Genomic DNA, 22,768 nt, shown 5'->3' on the forward strand with positions numbered 1-22,768 from the left:
AAACGACGTCGCGACGTGTCTATACGAGACGTCCGACGAAAGGTATTTCGAAGTGCCATCAGCGGCTGAGAAAGCCCCGCCCCGAGGTGTGTGAGCAAATCGGTAGCACTTGTGGGAACTGGCCTGCGCGCAGTTTGCGGGGAGTGTCACCGCAAGCACGGGTGACGGACGGTAGAAGGGCTGAGCGCGTGTAACAGGTGGGAAAGACTCTTATCTGATTGCGACGCGCTAAAAGGTGGCGTGATTGATGGTGCGTGTTCACTTGGTGAGCAGTTTTGACTGGTCTGACGCTATCGCGAGCAGGCTCACTCCTACAGGGGAACGCATTCCAAATGTAGGAGTGAGCCTGCTCGCGATTGAGGCGACTCGGTCTCAGCACTCAACCGCGCTGACCGCCAAGCCACCCCGCGAAGTCTCTTTATATTTGTCATGCATATCCGCGCCGGTATCACGCATGGTGCGGATCACCCGATCCAGCGAAATAAAGTGCTGACCGTCGCCACGCAACGCCATCTGCGCCGCGTTGATCGCCTTCACCGCCGCAATCGCATTGCGCTCGATGCACGGCACTTGCACCAGACCACCGACCGGATCGCAAGTCAGTCCAAGGTTATGCTCCAGGCCAATTTCCGCCGCGTTGCACAACTGCTCCGGCGTAGCGCCGAGAATCTCCGCCAGCCCCGCCGCCGCCATCGCACACGCCGAACCGACTTCACCCTGACAGCCCACCTCGGCGCCCGAGATCGACGCATTCTTCTTGCACAGAATCCCCACCGCCGCCGCTCCGAGGAAGTAATCGACCACGTTGGCGTCCGTCACCGCTTCGCTGAACTTCATAAAATAGTGCAACACCGCCGGAATGATTCCCGCCGCGCCATTGGTCGGTGCCGTGACCATGCGCCCACCCGCCGCGTTCTCTTCATTGACAGCCAGCGCAAACAGGTTGACCCACTCCATCGCGCTCAACGTCGAGCCGATCACATTGGGTTTGCCCAGTTCCTGAAGACTGCGGTGCAGCTTCGCCGCACGCCGCCGCACATTCAATCCGCCCGGCAGGATGCCTTCGTGCTTCAAACCTTGCTCGACGCAATCCTGCATGGCCCGCCACAACTTCATCAGCCCGGCGCGGATCTCTTCTTCACTGCGCCAGACCTTTTCGTTGGCCATCATCAATTCGGCAACGCGCAAATTGTTCTTCTTGCACAGTTCCAGCAACTCGACCGCACTGGAAAAGTCGTAGGGCAATTCAGTGCGATCCAGATCGACCACGCCGCTGGAGGCCTGCTTTTGATCGACGACAAAACCGCCGCCCACCGAATAGTAGGTGTCGCGATGCAGTTCGCCGTGGTCGCCCTCGGCAACAATCGTCATGGCATTGGGATGGAACGGCAGGTTTTCATCGATCAGGCGCATGTCCCGTGCCCAGACAAACGGCACCGCCAGACGACCATCCAATAAAAGGGTGTGAGTTTCGCGCAGCGCCTGAATGCGTGGGCCGATCTGCGCCGGGTCGATTGCGTCCGGCCACTCGCCCATCAGGCCCATGATCACCGCGTTGTCGCTGCCGTGACCAATGCCCGTGGCCGACAGCGAACCGAACAGCTGCACTTCGATTCGCCGCACCTGTTCCAGTTGATGTTGGCCCCTTAACGACACGACGAACAACGCTGCGGCGCGCATCGGCCCGACGGTGTGGGAACTGGAAGGGCCGATGCCGATTTTGAACAGGTCGAAAACACTGATAGCCATTGCTGCAGAGCTCCTGAGGATGCCGGTCCGGGACGCAAAAGCGCCCGCTGGCGGAGCTGCTACGCTCAAGCTGCAATCCGCCGGAATGCCCGCATCATCAGGCTTTTGTCGGAGCGCACGGCGTCTGACACCGACGCACTCATGTCCACCAGCGCCGCGCCGTTTTCGCCCCGGTTTTTCGCCGTTTTTATGCGGTTCAGATGGCCATCGGGGGCTGAAAAAAGCTGTAAACGACGTCACCGACACTAGATACGACCATCCCTGTACTGGATACGACCCCCCCTGTAGGCGTCAGATTTTCACTGGTACATGATCGTTGTGACTCGATTGCAAGGCGCCGTGGTAGAGCTGTCTCCAGAACGCCATCCAACCGCAACCTATAAGTGCGGTGGTCCACAGTCGGAACACTGCCAAAAAAAACACCAAGGAGTCCATCCATGAAAGGTTCCCCGTCGTTGTTGTTGGCCGCCATGCTGAGTCTGCCGTTACTGGCGCAAGCTGCAGAACCGGCGCAGTGCAGTACCGTTAACTTCTCCGATGTCGGCTGGACCGACATCACCGCGACCACCGCGACCACCTCTGTTGTGCTCAACGCCCTCGGCTACAAGACCAAGACCACCATGATCTCCGTACCCGTGACCTACAAATCGCTGGCCGACGGCAAGAACATGGACGTGTTCCTCGGCAACTGGATGCCGACCATGGAAAACGACATCAAGGCCTACCGCGACGCCGGCACCGTGGAAACCGTGCGCACCAACCTCAAGGGCGCCAAGTACACCCTCGCCGTGCCGCAAGCCCTGTATGACAAAGGTCTGCATGACTTCGCCGACATCGCCAAATTCAAGAAAGAACTCGACGGCAAGATTTACGGCATCGAGCCTGGCAACGACGGCAACCGTCTGATCCAGAGCATGATCGACAAGGACGCCTTCGGCCTGAAGACCGCCGGTTTCAAAGTGGTTGAATCGTCGGAAGCGGGGATGCTCTCGCAGGTCGACCGCGCGCAGAAACGCGACACCGCCGTGGTCTTCCTCGGCTGGGCGCCGCACCCGATGAACAAGCGCTTCAAGATTCAATACCTGACCGGTGGCGATGATTTCTTCGGCCCCGATTTCGGTGCGGCGACCGTGGCGACCAACACCCGCAAGGGTTACGCCACGGAATGCAGCAACGTCGGTCAGTTGCTGAAGAACCTGGAGTTCAACGTCGACATGGAAAGCGAACTGATGGGCAACATCCTCGACGACAAGATGAAGCCTGACGCGGCCGCCAAGGCCTGGCTGAAAAAGAATCCACAAGTGCTCGATACCTGGCTCGCTGGCGTGACCACCATTGACGGTAAACCTGGTCTTGCGGCCGTGAAAGCCAAGCTTCAGTAATCGCTTATGCCGGGTGGGCTCGCCCGCCCGGGCTGTTTATTTCCTTGCATGCGGACGTTCACTACCATGCTGATTGATCAGAAAATACCTCTAGGCCAGTACATCGCGGGCTTCGTTGAATGGCTGACGCAACACGGCGCCAGCACCTTCGACGCAATCGCCGTGACCCTGGAAACGATGATCCACGGCGTGACGTTTGCGCTCACCTGGTTCAACCCTTTTGTCTTGATCGGCCTCATCGCCCTGCTCGCCCATTTCATCCAGCGCAAATGGGGGCTGACCGCTTTCGTTATCGCTTCCTTCCTGCTGATCCTCAATCTGGGGTACTGGCAGGAAACCATGGAAACCCTCGCCCAGGTCATGTTCGCGACCCTGGTCTGCGTGGTCATCGGCGTGCCGTTGGGCATCGTCGCCGCGCACAAACCGATGTTCTACACGTTAATGCGTCCGGTACTCGATCTGATGCAGACCGTACCGACCTTCGTTTACCTCATTCCTACCCTGACCCTCTTCGGGCTGGGTGTGGTGCCGGGCCTGATCTCCACGGTGGTGTTCGCCATCGCTGCGCCGATCCGCCTCACCTACCTGGGCATCCGCGATGTCCCGCAAGAACTGATGGACGCCGGCAAGGCCTTCGGCTGCTCGCGTCGCCAATTGCTCTCACGGATCGAACTGCCTCACGCCATGCCGAGCATCGCGGCCGGCATCACCCAGTGCATCATGCTGTCGCTGTCGATGGTGGTGATTGCCGCACTGGTAGGCGCCGACGGACTCGGCAAACCGGTGGTCAACGCACTGAACACTGCTGATATCGCCCTGGGCTTCGAAGCGGGCCTGGCGATCGTACTGCTGGCGATCATGCTCGACCGTATCTGCAAACAACCCGACGCTAAAGTAGGGGGTGACGCATGAGCATAATTCGCTTCGAAGACGTCGACGTAATCTTCTCCAAGGATCCGCGCGAAGCGCTCAAGCTGCTGGATCAGGGCATGACCCGCAACGAGATCCTGAAGAAGACCGGACAGATCGTCGGTGTGGAAAAAGCCACGCTGGACATCAACAAGGGCGAGATCTGCGTGCTGATGGGCCTGTCAGGTTCCGGCAAGTCGAGCCTGCTGCGCTGTATCAACGGCCTCAACACCGTGAGTCGCGGCAAGCTCTTCGTCGAGCATGAAAACCGTCAGATCGACATCGCCTCCTGCACCCCCGCCGAGCTGAAAATGATGCGCACCAAACGCATCGCCATGGTGTTTCAGAAGTTCGCCCTGATGCCGTGGCTGACGGTGCGCGAGAACATCAGTTTCGGTCTGGAAATGCAGGGTCGCCCGGAGAAGGAACGCAAGAAGCTGGTCGATGAAAAACTCGAACTGGTTGGCCTGACCCAATGGCGCAACAAGAAGCCTGACGAACTCTCCGGCGGCATGCAGCAGCGTGTCGGTCTGGCGCGGGCACTGGCGATGGACGCCGACATTCTATTGATGGACGAACCGTTCTCGGCCCTCGACCCGCTGATCCGTCAGGGCTTGCAGGATGAACTGCTGGAGCTGCAACGCAAGCTGAGCAAGACCATTGTGTTCGTGAGTCACGACCTCGACGAGGCACTGAAACTCGGTAGCCGCATCGCGATCATGAAGGACGGCCGGATCATCCAGTACAGCGTGCCGGAAGAGATCGTGCTGAACCCGGCGGACGACTATGTGCGTACGTTCGTGGCGCACACCAATCCGCTCAACGTGCTTTGCGGTCGCAGCCTGATGCGCACACTGGACAAGTGCAAACGCATCAACGGTTCAGTGTGTCTCGATCCGGGCGGTGATTCGTGGCTGGACCTGGCGGAAGGCAACACCATCAAGGGTGCGCGGCAGAACGGTTCGGTGTTGAACCTGCAGAACTGGGCGCCGGGGCAAGCGGTGGAAGGCCTGGAGCGCAAGCCGACGCTGGTGGATTCGAACATCGGCATGCGTGACGCCTTGCAGATTCGTTATCAGACCGGCAACAAGCTGGTGCTGCACGATAACAATCATGTGGTGGGGATCCTGGGCGACAGCGAGTTGTATCACGCGTTGCTGGGCAAGAACCTCGGTTAAGGCGGGATAAAAAAAGGGATCGCGGTGAGCGATCCCTTTTTTATTGGGTCAAGGTAAAAGCCCCTCACCCTAGCCCTCTCCCAAAGGGAGAGGGGACTGACCGAGTTGTACTTTCAAGCTACATCGACCTGAGAAATCGAGTCGAACTCAGGTATTGAAAAGCCCCCGATCTGCTCCCTTTCCCCCTCTCCCTTAGGGAGAGGGCTGGGGTGAGGGGGGCTTTTGACTTTAGCTGTACACCCGGCCAAGGAGCTGCCGATGGCTTTCAAACTGATCGAGCACATCCCGCGTGATCTGATCCTGCGTGAAGCCCATCAGGTCGTAATCCTGGCTGCCGTTGTGCAGATACACTTCAGCGCGGTAGTAACGCTGGCGCGCTTCATCGGACTGGGCCGATTCGGTCGGGGTCGCCAGATAGCCGTCCAGGCTGACTTCGTAGACGAAAGGGTTGCCCTCTTCCATCTCCACGCGCACGCCCATGCAACGCTTGGATTTACCCAGCAGGGTCTGCACTTGCAGACCCTGCGCACGCATCTGCGCGGTGGCATCTTCCAGCGCCGGGCTGACCTGCTTGTCCATGAAGCGCTGCACTACCGATTGGCTCGGTTGCAGATCCAGTTGCGTCAGACGCTCGCTGAAACCACGACGACCGCGCTCCGCCAGTTGCGCTTGCTCCTGTTCGATTTGCACGTCCTGGCGCATCGCCTTGTGCAGGCCGAACATGAAGAACACCAGCACCACCGAGAACGGCAGACCGGCCAGCACCACCATGGTTTGCATGGCTTCGAAGTTACCGGCAAACAGCAGACCGATGGTCACCAGGGTGATCACCACCGACCAGAAGATCCGCAGCCAGTGCGGCGCATCTTCGTCGACGTTGCCGCCCTTGCAGGACAGATTCGCCATCATCACCGCGCCGGAGTCGGCCGGGGTCAGGAACAGCACGAAGCCAACAAAGATCGACACACCGATGACGACTTTCGACGCTGGATAATGCTCAAGCAATTGATAGATCGCCATCGACGGCTGTTCCAGCGCCGTCTTGCCGAGCTCCACCGCGCCGTGGTTCATCACCAGGTCCAGCGCCGAGTTACCGAAGATCGACAGCCAGGCCAAGGTGAAGCCCAGCGGAATCAACAGCACGCCAGCAACCAGTTCACGCACGGTACGACCACGGGAAATACGCGCGATGAACATGCCAACGAATGGTGCCCAGGAAATCCACCACGCCCAGTAGAACAGGGTCCACAGACCCATCCAGCGCTCGGACTTGGCGTTGTCGCCTTCGTACACATAAAGGTCGAAGGTTTTCAGCACGATGCCATTGAGGTAGTCACCGATGTTCTGCACGAAGCCGTTAAGCAGGTGCAGAGTCGGGCCGAACAGCAGCACGAAAATCAGCAGACCGCTGAACAGCACGATGTTCAGGTTGGACAGACGACGGATGCCGTTCTCTACGCCGGACACGGCAGCGATGGTCGCCACGGTGCTCATCACGATGATCACGATCAGCAGATTGGTGTTGCTGTGTTCCATGCCGAACAGGTTTTCAAGGCCCGACGACACTTGCAGCGAACCGATCCCCAGGTTCGTTACCAGGCCCAGCAGCGTTACGAACATGCCGAAGCCGTCAACCGCGTGACCGGCCGCGCCCTTGACCCAACGCTCGCCCACCAGCGGATACAGCGCCGAACGCAGGGCCAGCGGCTGGTTATGACGGTAAGCAAAGTACGCCACGGCCAGGCCGACCAGCGCATAGATCGCCCAGCCATGCAGGCCCCAGTGCAGGAACGTCAGTTGTACTGCCTGACGCGCGGCCATGTTGCTGGCCGATACGCCTTCCGGTGGATTGAAGTAGTGATCCAGTGGCTCGGACGCGCCGAAGTACAGCAGCGAAATACCGATACCCGACGAGAACAGCATCCCCGCCCAGGCGCCGTAACTGAAATCCGGGGTGTCGTCCTTGCTGCCCAGTTTGAGCTTGCCGTACGAGGAAAACGCCAGGCCGACGACAAATACCAGGTAGGCGGCGATGACCACCATGTAGTACCAGCCGAAGCTGCGCGACAACCAGGCCTGAGCGATACCCAACAGTCTGCCGGCCTCTTGCGGGGCGATAATCAGAATGGCGGTCAACAACAGAATCAGCGCGGTAGAGGTGTAAAACACCCAACCGTTGACCGTCACCTTCTCGGGCGGGGTCTTTATAAGCGAGGCAGAACTCATGGCACAAATGCTCCAGGCAGTGCGAGAGAAGAACACAAGGCAACACGGAACCCGACCAATCGGTTAGTTGGCAGCCGACCGGCGGGTGATATAAAGACACCCCGAAAAAAGCCCGAACCTGCCGAAATGGCGCTGCGAATCGCTTTCGTGGCCGAAGGTGGACGGACGTTCATCCGAAACCTGGCCCTGAGCGTCTTGCCCTTTCAACACGTCCATCGAATCGCGAACCGCGCCATGCCCCATACAGGTTTCGAGCATTTTCGGATGTCGGTTTTATCGCCACTTACACGTAGGAAAAATCTGTAGGCAGCGACGATTTGTCGCAGATCTTATTCTTTGTTGATTGAACGTTCAATCAAAACAAAATAGACTGGCCGTCAATCCGATAGGCGTGAATCGCCGCTCGGAAGGCCTAAGGAGATGTGCAAGATGCCCAAGGTCGGTATGCAACCCATCCGCCGCCAACAACTGATCGAAGCCACTTTGCAGGCGGTCGATCAGGTCGGAATGGGGGACGCCAGCATTGCGCTGATCGCCCGTTTGGCCGGTGTCTCGAATGGCATCATCAGTCATTACTTTCAGGACAAGAACGGCCTGATTGCCGCGACGATGCGGTACCTGATGACCGCCCTCAGCGAGAGCGTCACCGCGCGCCGACAGGCGCTGGCAGATGACAGCCCACGGGCGCATCTGCAGGTGATCATCGAAGGCAACTTCGACGCCAGCCAGGTCAATGGCCCGGCAATGAAAACCTGGCTGGCCTTCTGGGCCACCAGCATGCACCAGCCGTCTTTGCACAGGTTGCAGCGGATCAACGATCACCGTCTGTATTCCAACCTGTGCTGCGAGTTCCGCCGTGTGTTGCCGCTCGAAGACGCGCGCAGCGCCGCGCGGGGACTGGCAGCGTTGATTGACGGCTTGTGGTTGCGCGGCGCTTTGTCGGGAGATGCTTTCGACACGGCGCAGGCGCAACAGATCGCTTACGAATACATGGATTTCCAATTGGCCAAGAAGGTGAGCTAGAGCACACAGAAAACGCTCGGCCCCTCACTGCCACCGCAGCTTCAGCGCGGTGGTCAACGCCAACCACCAATGCACTTGCGAGGACACTATGGCCCGTTTCGAACTGCAAAAACTTTACATCGATGGCGCGTACTCTGACGCTGGCAGCGATGCCACCTTCGAAGCCATCAATCCGGCTAACGGTGAAGTCCTCGCACAGGTGCAACGTGCGACCAAGGAAGACGTCGAGCGCGCCGTGGTCAGCGCTGAAAAGGGCCAGAAAATCTGGGCCGCGATGACCGCCATGGAGCGTTCGCGCATCCTGCGTCGCGCCGTCGACATCCTGCGTGAACGCAACGATGAGCTGGCCGCGCTGGAAACCCTGGACACCGGTAAATCCTTCTCCGAAACCAAGTACGTCGACATCGTGACCGGCGCTGACGTGCTGGAATACTACGCAGGCCTGGTACCCGCCATCGAAGGCGAGCAGATCCCGCTGCGTGACACCTCTTTCGTTTACACCCGTCGCGAGCCGCTGGGCGTTGTCGCCGGTATCGGCGCGTGGAACTACCCGATCCAGATCGCGCTGTGGAAATCCGCGCCTGCACTGGCTGCCGGTAACGCGATGATCTTCAAACCAAGCGAAGTGACCTCGCTGACCACCCTCAAACTGGCCGAGATCTACACCGAAGCCGGCGTTCCAAATGGCGTGTTCAACGTACTGACCGGCAGCGGCCGTGAAGTCGGCACCTGGTTGACCGAGCACCCGCGCATCGAAAAAATCTCCTTCACCGGCGGCACCGACACTGGCAAGAAAGTCATGGCCAGCGCTTCGGCTTCGTCGCTGAAAGACGTGACCATGGAACTGGGCGGCAAATCCCCGCTGATCATCTGCGACGACGCCGATCTGGATCGCGCTGCCGACACCGCCATGATGGCCAACTTCTACAGCTCCGGTCAGGTTTGCACCAACGGCACTCGCGTGTTCGTACCGGCGCACCTGAAAGCCGCCTTCGAAGCCAAGATCGTTGAGCGCGTTGCACGCATCCGCATTGGCAACCCGGAAGACGAAAACACCAACTTCGGCCCGCTGGTCAGCTTCGCGCACATGGAAAGCGTGCTCGGCTACATCGCCAAGGGTAAAGAAGAAGGCGCCCGCGTGCTGTGCGGCGGCGATCGTCTGACCGACGGCGAATTCGCCAAAGGCGCATTCGTTGCTCCAACCGTGTTCACCGATTGCACCGACGACATGACCATCGTTCGTGAAGAAATCTTTGGCCCAGTGATGGCGATCCTCTCCTACGAAACCGAAGAAGAAGTGATCCGCCGCGCCAACGACACCGACTTCGGCCTGGCCGCCGGTATCGTCACCAAAGACCTGAACCGCGCACACCGCGTGATTCATCAACTGGAAGCCGGTATCTGCTGGATCAACGCCTGGGGCGAGTCGGACGCAAAAATGCCGGTCGGCGGTTACAAGCAGTCGGGTGTTGGCCGTGAGAACGGCATCAGCTCGCTGAACAACTTCACCCGCATCAAATCGGTACAGGTCGAGCTGGGCGATTACGTCTCGGTGTTCTAAGACCCGAGATTTGCGTTGCCCGCGAAGGCCTCTTCGCGGGCAAGCCCGCTCCCACAGGTTTGGAGTTGTCCATCCAATTTGTGGCAGCCCCCAATCCCTGTGGGAGCTGGCTTGCCAGCGATTCGAGTGCACAGCACTCGCCAAGGTCCGACCTGACCACATCTAAAGAGGGTGCATTCAATGTCCCAAGAATTCGATTACATCATCATCGGTGCCGGCTCGGCCGGTAACACTCTGGCGACCCGTCTGACTGAAGACGCCGGCGTCACCGTTCTACTGCTCGAAGCAGGCGGCCCGGACTATCGTTTCGACTTCCGCACGCAAATGCCGGCTGCCCTGGCGTTCCCGCTGCAAGGTCGTCGCTACAACTGGGCTTACGAAACCGACGCCGAGCCACACATGGACGGTCGCCGGATGGAATGCGGTCGCGGCAAAGGCCTCGGCGGTTCCTCGCTGATCAACGGCATGTGCTACATCCGCGGTAACGCGATGGACTACGACGGCTGGGCGAAACTGCCGGGCCTGGAAAACTGGTCCTACCTCGACTGCCTGCCGTACTTCCGCAAAGCCGAAACCCGTGACATCGGCCCGAACGATTACCACGGTGGCGAAGGCCCGGTCAGCGTGACCACGCCGAAGGCGGGCAACAACCCGCTGTTCCACGCCATGGTTGAAGCTGGCGTACAGGCCGGTTACCCGCGCACCGAAGACTTGAACGGTTACCAGCAGGAAGGCTTCGGTCCGATGGACCGCACCGTGACGCCGAAAGGCCGTCGCGCTTCCACCGCCCGTGGCTACCTCGACACCGCGAAAAAGCGTTCGACCCTGACCATCGTCACCCACGCCCTGACCGACAAGATTCTGTTTGAAGGCAAGCGTGCAGTTGGCGTGCGTTACCTGGTCGGCGACGCTGAAGAGCGCGTCGAAGTCAAAGCGCGCAAAGAAGTGCTGCTGTGCTCCGGTGCCATCGCTTCGCCGCAGATTCTGCAGCGCTCCGGTGTCGGCCCTGCCGAACTGCTGAAGTCGCTCGACATTCCGGTCGTTCACGACCTGCCGGGCGTCGGTGAAAACCTGCAGGATCACCTTGAGTTGTACCTGCAATACGCCTGCACCCAACCGGTTTCGCTGTACCCGTCGCTGCTATGGTACAACCAGCCGGCCATTGGTGCCGAATGGCTGTTCAACGGCACCGGCATCGGCGCGAGCAACCAGTTCGAAGCCGGCGGTTTCATCCGTTCGCGTCCGGAATTCGAATGGCCGAACATTCAGTACCACTTCTTGCCGGTGGCGATTAACTACAACGGCAGCAACGGTGTGAAAGAGCACGGTTTCCAGGCGCACATGGGTTCCATGCGTTCGCCAAGCCGTGGTCGCATCCAGGCCAAGTCGAAAGACCCGCGCCAGCACCCGAGCATCCTGTTCAACTACATGGCCACCGAGCAAGACTGGCAGGAGTTCCGCGACGGCATCCGCCTGACCCGTGAAATCATGCAACAGCCGGCACTCGACGCTTTCCGTGGCCGCGAAATCAGCCCAGGCATTGAAGTGCAAACCGATGAGCAGCTGGACAAGTTCATCCGCGAGCACGCCGAAACCGCGTTCCACCCGTCCTGCTCGTGCAAGATGGGCGCCGACGAGATGGCTGTGGTTGATGGCGAAGGTCGCGTACACGGCATGCAGAGCCTGCGTGTGGTTGACGCCTCGATCATGCCGATCATCACCACCGGTAACCTGAACGCGCCGACGATCATGATCGCCGAGAAAATCGCCGACAAGATCCGTGGACGCCAGCCGCTGCCTCGCAGCACCGCGCCGTACTACGTTGCGGGCGATGCGCCAGTGAAGGGCAAGCCGATGCGTGATATCACCCCGGCTGCTCAGTAAGACTTGATAGCGCATCAAGGCTAATCGCTGGCAAGCCAGCTCCCACAGAGTTTTGTGTCGTGCACACATAATGTGTTCAGCAAAAACTGTGGGAGCCTGGCTTGCCAGTGATAGGGCCCTGAGATTCAGCACAAATTCCCTCGCTGCACAGTAAATCCCCCTACACCCCCTCTTCACTTGATCCTACCCCCACGCAGGCCTACTCTAGACCTCGCGCAACCGTTTCACCCCCTCCCCGCCGCTGCTCTACCGCTTCCCCCTGACAAGGAGGTTCCCGAATGTTCGATTTCCACCCCCAGCTCAAGCAGCGCTTCGCTGCCTTGCGCACGGGCGCTGAGTTTTTTTCCCTGCGGTATGTACGCGAGTCCGGCCAGTACCTGTCGGTACGCAAAAACGTCGCCGAACCGCCGAGCCTGAGCCGCGACGAAGGCGCGATGCTCACTGTTCGTGTCAATGGCGTTGAGGCCTACGCGGCGACCAACGACCTCTCGCAACAAGGCCTGCAAGCGGCGCTTGAACGCGCCGAGCTGCAAGCCCGCCGGCTCAAGCCGCACGCCTTGCTCGACCTGCGTGATCAGCCAGTGTCCAGCGATCGCGCTGATTACTTTTCGCCCAATCTCGAACAAGCCTTCCCGTCCCTGAGCGAATGCTTTGAGCTGCTCGGCGCGGAATCCGCCTCGGTGCCAAAGGATGAGCGCCTGGTGAACTGGCAAGTGAGCATCGGCATCACTCACGTCGAGCAGATCTACCTGAGCAGCGCCGGGGCGCAATTGCGCCAGGCCCAGCGCTTCGTCTATCCAGGCCTCGACGTCACTGCCTACGACGGCAACGACAGCCAGACCCGCAGCCTCGGCCGCGAGAACTTCGGCCAACAGGGCGGCGCTGACGTGATCAGCCGTTGCGGCTTGATCGGCGCCGGCCCGCAGGTCGCCGATCAAGCCTTGCAACTGCTGCTCGCGCCGAACACCCCGCAAGGCCCGCGCGACCTGCTGTTGATGCCGGATCAGATGATGCTGCAGATACACGAATCCATCGGTCACCCGCTGGAACTCGACCGCATCCTCGGCGACGAGCGCAATTACGCCGGCACCAGTTTCGTCAAAGCCAGCGACTTCGGCAGCCTGCAATACGGCTCGAAACTGCTCAACGTGACCTTCGATCCGGGCATCCCCGAAGAACTCGCCAGCTACGGTCATGATGACGACGGCAGCAAGGCCAGCAAACAATTCCTGATTCGCGATGGTTTGCTGCTGCGTCCACTGGGCGGTGCACTGTCGCAGTTCCGCGCCGGTCTCGATGGCGTCGCCAACAGCCGCGCCTGCGGCTGGAACCGTCCGCCGATCGACCGCATGGCCAACCTCAATATCGAACCGGGCGACCAGCCGCTGAACACACTGATCGAAGGCATCGAGCACGGCATTCTGATGAGCACCAACCGTTCATGGTCGATCGACGATGCGCGCAACAAATTCCAGTTCGGCTGTGAATGGGGCCAATTGATCGAGAACGGTGAACTCAAAGGCGTGGTAAAAAATCCGAACTACCGGGCAATTTCCGCGCACTTCTGGAAAAGCCTGCGCGCCGTCGGCGACGCCAACACCGTCAAGGTGCTGGGCACGCCGAACTGCGGCAAGGGCGAACCGAACCAGGTGATCCGCGTCGGCCACGCTTCGCCGGCCTGCGTATTCAGCAACGTTGATGTGTTTGGGGGAGACGCCTGATGAGCATTTCGAAGAGTCAGTCCGACGCCTTCAAGGTCATGGTCAATTGGCTGCGCGACAGCGTGCGCGAGCCGGAACAGTTCACCCTCAGCTTTGCCGCCGAATCCTCGGCCTTCGTGCGTTTCAACCACGCCAAGGTGCGTCAGGCCGGGCAAGTGCAACAGGCCAACATCGTTCTGAAACTGATCAACGACGGGCGTCACGCCGACCTGCAAGTCACCCTGTCCGGCGACCAGGAAGGCGATCTGCAGCGCCTCGCCGAAGGCCTGCAACAACTGCGCGAAACCTTGCCGTTGCTGCCGCAGGATCCGTATCTGCTGCTCAATCACAATGGCTGGCAGAGCCAGAATGTGCAGGAACACCCGCTGCCGGACACTGAACAAGTGGTGGATGAAATCTGCGCAGCCGCTGAAGGTCTGGATCTGGTCGGCTTTTATGCTGCCGGTCCGATCAGTCGTGGTTTCGCCAGTTCTTCGGGGGCGTTTGGCTGGCATCAGGCCAACAGCTTCAACTTCGATTTCAGCCTGTTTCACGAGAACGGTGAAGCGGTGAAAGCCAGCTACGCCGGGCATGACTGGAACAGCGAAGGGTTCGCCAAGCGCTTTGCTCAGGCACGCGAGCAACTGGAGTTTCTCGGTCGTCCGCTGCGCACCTTGGCGCCAGGACAATACCGCGCGTACCTGGCACCGGCAGCGCTGGAAGAAATCATGGGCATGCTGAGCTGGGGCGGTTTCTCGGCGCAGTCGATCGCCAGCAAGAGCAGCCCGTTGCAGAAGCTGTATGTCGGCGATCAGGCGTTCAGTCCGCTGGTGTCGCTGGACGAAAAAGTCAGCGAATCGCTGAGCCCGGCGTTTTCCGGCGAAGGGTATCCGCGCAGCGATCTGCGTTTGATCGTCGAAGGCAAGGCTGGCGATCAACTGGTCGGCTCACGCAGTGCCGCCGAATACGGTTTGACCGCCAACGGCGCCGGCGGCGGTGAAATGCCAAGTGCATTGAACATGGCCGCCGGTGATCTGTCGCAAGCAGAGATCCTCAAGCAATTGGGCACCGGGCTGTACATCAGCAACCTGTGGTACCTGAACTACTCGGATCAACCGGCAGCGCGCATGACCGGCATGACCCGCTTCGCGACTTTCTGGGTCGAGAACGGCGAGATTCAGGCGCCGGTCAGCACCATGCGTTTTGACGACAGCGCTTACAGCCTGCTCGGTTCGCAGCTGGAAGCGTTGACCGCCGAACGTGAGTTGTTGCTGTCGGCGAGTACGTATAGCCAGCGCAATACCTCCTCGGCATTGCTGCCGGGGGCGCTGGTCAGCCGTTTGACCTTGACCCTGTAACACCGCAAAAACCTGTGGGAGCGAGCTTGCTCGCGAAGAGGCCATGTCATTCAACATTGATGGCGACTGACCTACCGCTTTCGCGAGCAAGCTCGCTCCCACACTGACCGCGTTCGACAATGGATATGCATTAACTCCAACAACAAGAGGTTCCATGCCCAACCGCCCGCCTCTCGACGCCATCACCGCCCGCTGGTTGCCGTGGGTCGTCGCCATTGCGTTCTTCATGCAGTCCCTCGACGGGACCATCCTCAACACCGCGCTGCCGGCCATGGCCCGCGACCTGGCCGAAGATCCCTTGCGTATGCAGGGCGTGATCATCGCCTACATGCTCACCGTGGCGCTGCTGATCCCCGCCTCAGGCTGGATCGCCGACCGCTTCGGCACCAAGAAAATCTTCTTCGGCGCGATTCTGCTGTTCAGTTTCGGCTCACTGCTCTGCGCGCTGTCGAGCAGCCTGAGCATGCTGATCGGTGCCCGCGTCATTCAAGGCCTGGGCGGCGCATTGATGCTGCCGGTCGGGCGACTGGTCGTGCTGCGCGCTTATCCGCGCTCCGAACTTGTACGGATCATGGGTTTCATCACCATCCCCGGCCTGCTCGGCCCGCTGATCGGCCCGACCATGGGCGGCTGGATGGTCGAATACCTGACGTGGCACTGGATCTTTTTAATCAACCTGCCGGTCGGCGTGATCGGTTGCTACGCGGTGTGGAAATTCATTCCCGACCTGCGCGGCACCGAGCGCACGCGTTTCGATAGCCTGGGTTTCCTGTTGTTCGGCGCGGCGATGATCCTGATCACCATCGCCATGGAAGGCCTCGGCGAATTGCACTTGCCGCACCTGCGCGTAATGTTGCTGCTGTTCGGCGGCATGGCCTGTCTGGCGGCGTACTGGTTGCGTGCCGGGCATATTGAAAACCCGCTGTTCGCGCCGTCGCTGTTCAAGACCCGCACCTTTGCCGTTGGCATTCTCGGCAACCTCTTTGCGCGATTGGGCAGCGGTGCATTGCCGTTTCTGGTGCCGTTGCTGCTGCAAGTGGCGCTCGGCTATTCACCGTCGCAAGCGGGGATGAGCATGCTGCCGCTGGCCGCTGCGGCGATGATTGCCAAATGGGTCGCGCGGCCGCTGATCGAGCGTCTGGGTTATCGCATCGTGCTGACCGGCAATACGCTGGCGCTGGGGATCATGCTGGCGAGCATGGGCCTGGTCAGCGAGCAGACGCCGTACTGGCTGCTGCTGTGCCTGCTGGCGATTCTCGGCGCGATCAACTCGCTGCAATTTACGGCGATGAACACCGTGACGTTGATCGACCTGGATGACGCCAGCGCCAGCAGCGGCAACAGCTTGCTCTCGGTGGTCGCGCAGTTGTCGCTGAGTCTTGGGGTTGCCTGCGCCGGTGCGTTGCTCGGCGGCTTTACCGCAGAAGTCGGCAACGATGGCGTGGAAACCGTGCTCGGTGCGTTCCAGTTGACCTTCGTCACCGTCGGCATCATGGCGATGCTCGCTGCGACAATCTTCTCGCAGCTGTCGAAAGAAGACGGCCGCCGCGCCAAACGCCCGGAAGAACACATCGAACATTAACCGCTGTTCGTCCAGAACTTTCGAAGAAAGTGGCACGGGGCTGCTACACTGCGCGACATTTTGTTTTGCAGGCCAGTCCCGTGACCACCATCGCCACCGCTTTTAATACTCTGCCGCTGTCCGCCGCCATGCTGGCTAACCTCGAATCCCTCGGTTATGCCCAGATGACGCCGATCCAGGCGCAGAGCTTGCCGGTGATCCTCAAGGGGATGGACCTGATCGCCCAGGCCAAGACCGGCAGCGGCAAGACCGCCGCGTTCGGCATCGGCCTGCTCAACCCGATCAACCCGCGCTACTTCGGTTGCCAGGCACTGGTGATCTGCCCAACGCGTGAGCTGGCCGACCAGGTCGCCAAGGAAATCCGTCGTCTGGCCCGTGCCGAAGACAACATCAAGGTCCTGACCCTGTGCGGCGGCGTGTCGTTCGGCCCGCAGATCGCTTCGCTGGAGCACGGCGCGCACATCATCGTCGGCACTCCGGGCCGTATTCAGCAGCACCTGCGCAAGGGTTCGCTGGTCCTCGATGGCCTGAACACGCTGATCCTCGACGAAGCCGACCGCATGCTCGACATGGGTTTCTACGACGCCATCGAAGACATCATCGTCAAGACCCCGGAGCGCCGTCAGACCCTGCTGTTCTCTGCCACTTACCCGGTGGGCATCAAGCAACTGGCGTCGAAATTCATGCGTGACCCGCAAACGGTGAAAGCCGAAGCGTTCCACGATGACACGCAGATCGAGCAGCGTTTCTACGAGATTTCCCCGGAAGATCGCATGAGTGCAGTGACCAAAGTCCTGCACCACTTCCGTCCGGCGTCGTGCGTGGCGTTCTGCTTCACCAAGCAGCAAGTGCAGGAAACCGTTGATCACCTGACCGCCAAAGGCATTTCCGCCGTCGGCCTGCACGGCGATCTGGAACAGCGTGATCGCGATCAGGTGCTGGCGATGTTCGCCAACCGCAGTACGTCGGTACTGGTCGCCACCGACGTCGCCGCCCGTGGTCTGGACATCGATGCGCTGGACATGGTGATCAACGTCGAACTGGCCCGCGATTCGGAAATCCACATTCACCGCGTTGGCCGAACCGGTCGTGCTGGCGAAAAGGGCATCGCGATCAGCCTGGTTGCTCCGGGCGAAGCGCACCGTGCGCAAGCCATCGAACAACTGCAGAAATCGCCGCTGAACTGGGATCAGGTCGATAACCTCAAGTCCCAGGGACTCGCCCCGCTGCAGCCGCCGATGACCACGCTGTGTATCGGTGCTGGCCGTAAAGACAAGGTTCGTCCAGGCGACATTCTTGGCGCGCTGACTGGCGATGCCGGAATTCCCGGTGCACAGGTTGGCAAGATCGCGATCTTCGACTTCCAGGCTTATGTAGCCGTTGACCGCACCGTGGCCATGCAGGCTTTGCAGCGCCTGAACGACGGCAAGATCAAAGGCCGTTCGCTGCGCGTACGTATCCTGTAACCGATCTTCCAACTAACGAAGATCCCCTGTGGGAGCGAGCTTGCTCGCGAATGCAATCTGTCAGTCGACATCACGTTGAATGACACACCGCTTTCGCGAGCAAGCTCGCTCCCACAGTTTGTTTTGTAGCGACCCACCATGAGGACACCGTTTTGCGCTCTACCGAAGTCGTGATCATTGGCGCTGGCGCCGCTGGGTTGATGTGTGCACTGACCGCTGCCGGGCGTGGGCGGCAGGTGTTGCTGCTCGACCACGCGAACAAGGCCGGCAAGAAAATCCTGATGTCGGGCGGTGGCCGCTGCAATTTCACCAACATGTACACCGAGCCGAGCAATTTCCTCTCGCAGAACCCGCATTTCTGCAAATCCGCACTGGCGCGTTACACCCAGTGGGATTTCATCGGCATGGTCGGCAAACATGCCGTGCCCTACCACGAGAAAAAACTCGGCCAGTTGTTTTGCGATAACAAATCCAGCGACATCCTCGAAATGCTCCTGACCGAGTGCGATCAGGCCGGCGTCGAGCTGCATATGGACACGTCGATTCAGACCATCGAGAAGGTCGAAAGCGGTTATCTGCTCGACACCACCCTCGGTCAGATCCAGTGCCAGTCGCTGGTGATCGCCACCGGCGGCTTGTCGATCCCGACGCTGGGCGCCACTGGTTTCGGTTATCAGGTCGCCAAGCAGTTCGGCCACGAATTGCTGCCGACCCGCGCCGGTCTGGTGCCATTCACCATCACCGATCAGCTCAAGGAGTTGTGCACCGAGCTGTCTGGCACTTCGGTGGATTGTCTGGTCAGCTGCAACGACCAGAGCTTTCGCGAGAACATCCTGTTCACTCACCGTGGCCTCAGTGGCCCGGCGATTTTGCAGATTTCTTCGTTCTGGGAATCCGGCGACACGGTGGAGATCAACCTGCTGCCGGATCACGACGCGGCGAGCTGGCTGCAACAGCAAGTGGCCGAACGCCCGAACAGCGAGCTGAAAACTTTGCTCGGTGAAATCTTCACCAAGAAGATGGCCAATCTGCTGGCGGACAACTGGTTTGTGTCCAAGCCGATGAAGCAGTACACCCACGCGGAGCTGGCGGAGATCGCCGACAAGCTCGGCAGCTGGAAAGTCGTGCCGGCGGGCACTGAAGGTTATCGCACGGCCGAGGTAACGCTGGGTGGCGTCGATACCCGCGAAGTGTCGTCGAAAACCATGGAATCGCTGAAAAGCCCTGGCCTGTATTTCATCGGCGAAGTGCTCGACGTCACCGGACATCTGGGCGGCTTCAACTTCCAGTGGGCCTGGGCCTCTGGTTACGCTGCTGCGCAGTACGCTTGATCAATACACAAAACCCTGTGGGAGCGAGCTTGCTCGCGAATGCGGTCTTTCAGTCAACATTGTGGTGACTGACACATCGCATTCGCGAGCAAGCTCGCTCCCACAGTGGTTTGTGGTGTAAGTAAAAGGAACACTTTTTGCTGTCAGATGTGATCGGCGCCATTGCGTCGGCGTCATTACTGGCTCAATTTAGCGGCATCGCCTCGGAAGGCCTTCGCACTTCATGTCCTCGACCTCGTTTCGTCAGTCTTTGCGGCGCCTGTGGGCGCTGGATAAATTCAGCTACAGCGTGCGGGTGTTCATCGCCCTGACCGGCAGCATGGCGCTGTGTTGGTATCAGGATGAAATGGGCCTTTTGATCCCGTTGTTCCTGGGGATTATCGCGAGCGCCCTGGCCGAAACCGACGACAGTTGGCAGGGCCGCCTGAACGCTCTCGCGGTGACGCTGGTGTGTTTCAGCATCGCCGCGCTGTCGGTGGAATTGCTCTTCCCCTACCCCATCGTGTTTGCCATTGCCTTGGCGCTGGCCAGTTTCGGCCTGACCATGCTCGGTGCGCTGGGTGAGCGTTATGGCGCGATTGCCTCGGCGACGCTGATTCTGTCGGTGTACACGATGATCGGTGTGGATCAGCGCGGCGGCGCGGTCACCGATTTCTGGCACGAGCCGATGTTGCTGGTGGCGGGTGCGGCGTGGTACGGCTTGCTCTCGGTGTTGTGGCAGGCGCTGTTTTCCAACCAGCCGGTGCAGCAGAGTCTGGCACGGTTATTCCGCGAACTGGGCTTTTACCTGAAGCTGAAATCCTCGCTGTTCGAGCCGATCCGGCAAATGGATGTGGAGGCGCGGCGGCTGGAACTGGCCCAGCAGAACGGTCGCGTGGTGGCGGCGCTGAACAGTGCCAAGGAAATCATCCTGCACCGCGTCGGCAACGGCCGCCCCGGTTCGAAAGTCAGCCGCTACCTGAAGCTGTACTTCCTCGCTCAAGATATCCACGAGCGCGCCAGCTCCTCGCACTATCCCTACAACGCGCTGGCCGAAGCGTTTTTCCACAGTGACGTGCTGTTCCGCTGCCAACGCCTGTTGCGCCAGCAAGGCAAAGCCTGTCGGGCGCTGGCCGAATCGATCCAGATGCGCCAGCCGTTCATTTACGACGCGAGTTTCGCCGAGGCCCTGAGCGACCTCGATGCCTCCCTCGAACATCTGCGCATCCAGAGCAATCCGGCCTGGCGCGGCTTGCTGCGCTCGCTGCGCGCACTGGCCGCCAACCTCGGCACCCTCGACCGTTTGCTCAGCGACGCGAGCAACCCCGATGCCTTGGCCGATGCGACCGACAGCAGCCTGCTCGACCGCTCACCGCGCAACCTCAAGGACGTCTGGATTCGCCTGCGCACGCAACTGACGCCAACGTCGTTGTTGTTCCGTCACGCCCTGCGCCTGCCATTGGCGCTGAGTATCGGCTACGGCATGGTGCATTTGATTCACCCGTCGCAGGGTTACTGGATCATCCTCACCACCCTGTTCGTCTGCCAGCCGAACTACGGCGCGACCCGGCGCAAGCTCGGCCAACGGATCTTCGGCACCGCCATCGGCCTGACCGTGGCGTGGGCGCTGTTCGATCTGTTCCCGAGTCCGCTGGTGCAGTCATGCTTCGCCATCGCTGCCGGCGTGGTGTTCTTTACCAACCGCACCACCCGCTACACCCTGGCGACGGCGGCGATCACCATCATGGTGCTGTTCTGCTTCAACCAGGTCGGCGACGGTTACGGGCTGTTCCTGCCTCGGCTGTTCGATACCTTGCTTGGTAGCCTGATCGCAGGCCTGACGGTGTTTCTGTTCCTGCCGGACTGGCAGGGCCGACGGCTGAACAAAGTGCTGGCCAACACCCTGACCTGCAACAGCATCTACCTGCGCCAGATCATGCAGCAATACGCCGCTGGCAAGAGCGACGACCTCGCCTATCGGCTGGCCCGGCGCAATGCGCATAACGCTGATGCAGCGTTGTCGACGACGTTGGCGAACATGCTTATGGAGCCGGGGCATTTCCGTAAGGAAGCGGATGTCGGTTTCCGCTTTCTGGTGCTGTCACACACGTTGTTGAGTTATCTGTCAGGGCTTGGTGCGCATCGCGAGACTCAGTTGCCGGCCGATGTGCGTGAGCATTTGATTGATGGCGCCGGGGTGAAACTGGCGACGAGCATCGACGAAATTGCCCAAGGGCTGGCGAACAAGCAGCCGGTGGCGATTCAGAGTGACGAGGAAGAAGCGCTGGCCAATGAGCTGGAACAGATGCCTGATGAGATTGATGAGGGGCAGCGGTTGGTGCAGACGCAATTGGCGTTGATCTGCCGGCAGTTGGGGCCGTTGCGGACGTTGGCGGCGCATCTGATCAAGGACACCGGTGAGGTTGGCGCTGGCTGACAGGACGTCTTCGCGAGCAGGCTCGCCCCCACAGTTGTTCTGTGTCGTTCACAAATCCAATGTGGGAGCGAGCTTGCTCGCGAAGAGGCCATCAGCCCCACAGAAAATGCTGGATCAACGCTCACATGCCATGCTGGCGAAGCAACTTGTCATAACTCCCATCCGCCTTCATCGCCGCAATCGCCTTGTCAAACCCTGCAACAATCTGCTCATGCTGCGGATTCTTCAGGCTGACCAATATATGCAGACTGTTCTCACTCAACGGCTTGGGCAAAAACTCCACCGAGTTGCGCACCTTGGCTGATTCCCGCGCCAGGTAATACTTCGCCACATACTCATCTTCCAGCGTCAACTTGACTCGATCCGCCGCGAGCATGCGCACAGCCATGGCGAAGTTATGCACAGGGACTTTTTGCATCGCCGTGTCGGCATCGAACGGCGCCGAATAGGCGTAGCCGCGCACCACCGCAATCGGGTACGTGTGCAGTTGCTGCAGATTGGAATAATCCAGTGGCGTGTCTTTGCGCTTGAGAAAGCGGATGCGGTTAAGCAGGTATTCCCCGGAAAACTGGCCGAGCCTGGTTCGCTCGTCGTTGTACCAGGCGTTGACCAACACATCGTAGCGGCCCTCGCCAACGCCAAGCAGCGCCCGCGCCCACGGCACCTGCTCATAACCGCTGGCATAACCGGCCCGGGCCAGCGCAGTGCTGACAATGTCGGTGGCCAGTCCGCCGTTGACCAGCGTGTCGTCGGTAAAGGGTGGCCAGATATCAAACACCAGCCGCAGCTTCTCCGCTGCAGCGGTCTGAGCCAGCAAGAGCAATCCAGTCAAAGCAAAGGCTCGATGCAAACGCGGCATGCTTGAAAATCCTTAGCGGGCAGGTTGCCCGGCATGTTTTCAGCCAAAACCCCAAGGCCCCTTACCGGCAAAACCCAGGCCCTAACATTAGCTCATTGCAGCCAGTGCACAGCGCTCTTCTGCAGATTACACAAAGTCGCCGAG

At 60.1% G+C, this 22,768-nt stretch carries 15 protein-coding genes; 12 read left to right on the plus strand and 3 right to left on the minus strand.

What is annotated here, in order from left to right; genetic code table 11:
- Window positions 1-372: 372 nt before the first annotated feature.
- Window positions 373-1,749 carry an L-serine ammonia-lyase gene (locus tag ACZ0A4_RS21795; RefSeq protein WP_463576335.1) on the minus strand — a complete coding sequence of 459 codons (1,377 nt, stop codon included), beginning with the start codon at window positions 1,747-1,749 and terminating at the stop codon, window positions 373-375.
- A gap of 437 nt (window positions 1,750-2,186) precedes the next feature.
- Here ACZ0A4_RS21795 and ACZ0A4_RS21800 point away from each other — a divergent pair, with 437 nt between their 5' ends.
- The 3 genes from ACZ0A4_RS21800 (at window position 2,187) to choV (ending at window position 5,218) form a co-directional block, all read left to right on the plus strand.
- Entirely contained in the window at window positions 2,187-3,131 is a 945-nt protein-coding gene (locus tag ACZ0A4_RS21800; protein ID WP_463576336.1) for a choline ABC transporter substrate-binding protein, read from the plus strand.
- A gap of 66 nt (window positions 3,132-3,197) precedes the next feature.
- Window positions 3,198-4,043 (plus strand): choline ABC transporter permease subunit, encoded by an 846-nt coding sequence (gene choW / locus ACZ0A4_RS21805; protein WP_128614048.1) that lies wholly within the window; start codon window positions 3,198-3,200, stop codon window positions 4,041-4,043.
- Complete coding sequence (gene choV, locus ACZ0A4_RS21810; RefSeq protein ID WP_016772804.1) at window positions 4,040-5,218, plus strand: choline ABC transporter ATP-binding protein; 1,179 nt, start codon at window positions 4,040-4,042, stop codon at window positions 5,216-5,218. The genes choW and choV overlap by 4 nt, the downstream gene beginning before the upstream one ends.
- Before the next feature lie 228 nt (window positions 5,219-5,446).
- Here choV and betT read toward each other — a convergent pair whose 3' ends face one another.
- Window positions 5,447-7,444: a choline BCCT transporter BetT gene (gene betT, locus ACZ0A4_RS21815; protein ID WP_463576337.1), complete on the minus strand. Its 1,998-nt coding sequence runs from the start codon at window positions 7,442-7,444 to the stop codon at window positions 5,447-5,449.
- Between the two features lie 429 nt (window positions 7,445-7,873).
- Between betT and betI the strand changes: the two genes are divergently transcribed.
- The 9 genes from betI (at window position 7,874) to yccS (ending at window position 21,765) form a co-directional block, all read left to right on the plus strand.
- On the plus strand, window positions 7,874-8,467 hold the full coding sequence (gene betI / locus ACZ0A4_RS21820) for a transcriptional regulator BetI (protein WP_038363121.1): 594 nt from the start codon (window positions 7,874-7,876) through the stop codon (window positions 8,465-8,467).
- A gap of 88 nt (window positions 8,468-8,555) precedes the next feature.
- A complete protein-coding gene (gene betB / locus ACZ0A4_RS21825; RefSeq protein WP_463576338.1) occupies window positions 8,556-10,028 on the plus strand; it encodes a betaine-aldehyde dehydrogenase in 1,473 nt (490 codons plus the stop codon).
- 180 nt (window positions 10,029-10,208) lie between these two features.
- Complete coding sequence (gene betA, locus ACZ0A4_RS21830; RefSeq protein ID WP_463576339.1) at window positions 10,209-11,912, plus strand: choline dehydrogenase; 1,704 nt, start codon at window positions 10,209-10,211, stop codon at window positions 11,910-11,912.
- Window positions 11,913-12,190: 278 nt separating this feature from the next.
- Complete coding sequence (locus ACZ0A4_RS21835) at window positions 12,191-13,633, plus strand: TldD/PmbA family protein (protein WP_463576340.1); 1,443 nt, start codon at window positions 12,191-12,193, stop codon at window positions 13,631-13,633.
- A complete protein-coding gene (locus ACZ0A4_RS21840) occupies window positions 13,633-14,970 on the plus strand; it encodes a TldD/PmbA family protein (protein WP_463576341.1) in 1,338 nt (445 codons plus the stop codon). Before ACZ0A4_RS21835 ends, ACZ0A4_RS21840 begins: the two co-directional genes overlap by 1 nt.
- A 154-nt stretch (window positions 14,971-15,124) precedes the next feature.
- Entirely contained in the window at window positions 15,125-16,552 is a 1,428-nt protein-coding gene (gene mdtD / locus ACZ0A4_RS21845; RefSeq protein WP_095121436.1) for a multidrug transporter subunit MdtD, read from the plus strand.
- A 128-nt stretch (window positions 16,553-16,680) separates the two neighbouring features.
- Window positions 16,681-18,018: an ATP-dependent RNA helicase DbpA gene (gene dbpA / locus ACZ0A4_RS21850; RefSeq protein WP_230669476.1), complete on the plus strand. Its 1,338-nt coding sequence runs from the start codon at window positions 16,681-16,683 to the stop codon at window positions 18,016-18,018.
- Between the two features lie 152 nt (window positions 18,019-18,170).
- Complete coding sequence (locus ACZ0A4_RS21855; RefSeq protein ID WP_463576342.1) at window positions 18,171-19,349, plus strand: BaiN/RdsA family NAD(P)/FAD-dependent oxidoreductase; 1,179 nt, start codon at window positions 18,171-18,173, stop codon at window positions 19,347-19,349.
- Window positions 19,350-19,572: 223 nt separating this feature from the next.
- Window positions 19,573-21,765, plus strand: coding sequence for a YccS family putative transporter (gene yccS, locus ACZ0A4_RS21860; RefSeq protein ID WP_463576343.1), 2,193 nt, complete (start codon window positions 19,573-19,575; stop codon window positions 21,763-21,765).
- A 121-nt stretch (window positions 21,766-21,886) separates the two neighbouring features.
- Here yccS and ACZ0A4_RS21865 read toward each other — a convergent pair whose 3' ends face one another.
- Window positions 21,887-22,624, minus strand: coding sequence for a substrate-binding periplasmic protein (locus ACZ0A4_RS21865; RefSeq protein ID WP_463576344.1), 738 nt, complete (start codon window positions 22,622-22,624; stop codon window positions 21,887-21,889).
- Between the last annotated feature and the right edge of the window lie 144 nt (window positions 22,625-22,768).

Source organism: Pseudomonas sp. AC172, from assembly GCF_979258595.1.

Excerpts from the sequence above, each read along its gene's own strand:
- ACZ0A4_RS21795 (WP_463576335.1), bottom strand. The coding sequence starts at position 1,749 with ATGGCTATCAGTGTTTTCGACCTGTTCAAAATCGGCATCGGCCCTTCC.
- ACZ0A4_RS21800 (WP_463576336.1), top strand. The coding sequence starts at position 2,187 with ATGAAAGGTTCCCCGTCGTTGTTGTTGGCCGCCATGCTGAGTCTGCCG.
- choW (WP_128614048.1), top strand. The coding sequence starts at position 3,198 with ATGCTGATTGATCAGAAAATACCTCTAGGCCAGTACATCGCGGGCTTC.
- choV (WP_016772804.1), top strand. The coding sequence starts at position 4,040 with ATGAGCATAATTCGCTTCGAAGACGTCGACGTAATCTTCTCCAAGGAT.
- betT (WP_463576337.1), bottom strand. The coding sequence starts at position 7,444 with ATGAGTTCTGCCTCGCTTATAAAGACCCCGCCCGAGAAGGTGACGGTC.
- betI (WP_038363121.1), top strand. The coding sequence starts at position 7,874 with ATGCCCAAGGTCGGTATGCAACCCATCCGCCGCCAACAACTGATCGAA.
- betB (WP_463576338.1), top strand. The coding sequence starts at position 8,556 with ATGGCCCGTTTCGAACTGCAAAAACTTTACATCGATGGCGCGTACTCT.
- betA (WP_463576339.1), top strand. The coding sequence starts at position 10,209 with ATGTCCCAAGAATTCGATTACATCATCATCGGTGCCGGCTCGGCCGGT.
- ACZ0A4_RS21835 (WP_463576340.1), top strand. The coding sequence starts at position 12,191 with ATGTTCGATTTCCACCCCCAGCTCAAGCAGCGCTTCGCTGCCTTGCGC.
- ACZ0A4_RS21840 (WP_463576341.1), top strand. The coding sequence starts at position 13,633 with ATGAGCATTTCGAAGAGTCAGTCCGACGCCTTCAAGGTCATGGTCAAT.
- mdtD (WP_095121436.1), top strand. The coding sequence starts at position 15,125 with ATGCCCAACCGCCCGCCTCTCGACGCCATCACCGCCCGCTGGTTGCCG.
- dbpA (WP_230669476.1), top strand. The coding sequence starts at position 16,681 with ATGCTGGCTAACCTCGAATCCCTCGGTTATGCCCAGATGACGCCGATC.
- yccS (WP_463576343.1), top strand. The coding sequence starts at position 19,573 with ATGTCCTCGACCTCGTTTCGTCAGTCTTTGCGGCGCCTGTGGGCGCTG.
- ACZ0A4_RS21865 (WP_463576344.1), bottom strand. The coding sequence starts at position 22,624 with ATGCCGCGTTTGCATCGAGCCTTTGCTTTGACTGGATTGCTCTTGCTG.